The organism is Salinimicrobium gaetbulicola, assembly GCF_042676025.1.
Taxonomy (GTDB): Bacteria; Bacteroidota; Bacteroidia; order Flavobacteriales; family Flavobacteriaceae; genus Salinimicrobium; species Salinimicrobium gaetbulicola.
The window spans coordinates 1-501 of the sequence record NZ_JBHTJP010000004.1; the positions used below are offsets into that span (position 1 = coordinate 1).

Genomic DNA, 501 nt, shown 5'->3' on the forward strand with positions numbered 1-501 from the left:
ATTGACAGTATTGTTAGAGAATCACATTTTGAAATTATTAAAGGAACGGACTTTAAAGGAGCCATCATTCCTGCAGATTATGAGGTGAATTTTAATAAAGATCAACTTGCACATAGATTTACTCCGACAAGGGAAGATATTATAGAAGCAGAAATTGCTTTAACTGAGAATTATAACAAATCCATGAAAAATGATTCAAGAGTTTATGGGTTTAAAAAAGTGAAAAATGTTCGATCCCATTTTAATAATTATATTCGACAATATTTGGGATATGTAAACGAAAAGGGAGAACGGATAATTTGGATCCAATTAGTGCAGTATGAAAGACTTCAAAAGGAGCTTGATAATATTCAATTGGACTGGAAGTCAGAAATTATAAGTGGTTTGGGAGATGTGTTTTATGAAAATATAACAATTCTTGCTTATAATAAGAATAGAGATAAATTGATGATCTGGTAATGGAAATGGTAGTTAGCCGTGTGAAAATTACTGGTGCCAACA

At 31.1% G+C, this 501-nt stretch carries 1 protein-coding gene; it reads left to right on the forward strand.

The window, feature by feature from the left end; all coding sequences use genetic code 11:
- Positions 1–459: hypothetical protein (locus tag ACFQ1G_RS01050; protein WP_380736386.1), on the forward strand; the 459-nt coding region annotated here is incomplete at its 5' end.
- Between the last annotated feature and the right edge of the window lie 42 nt (positions 460–501).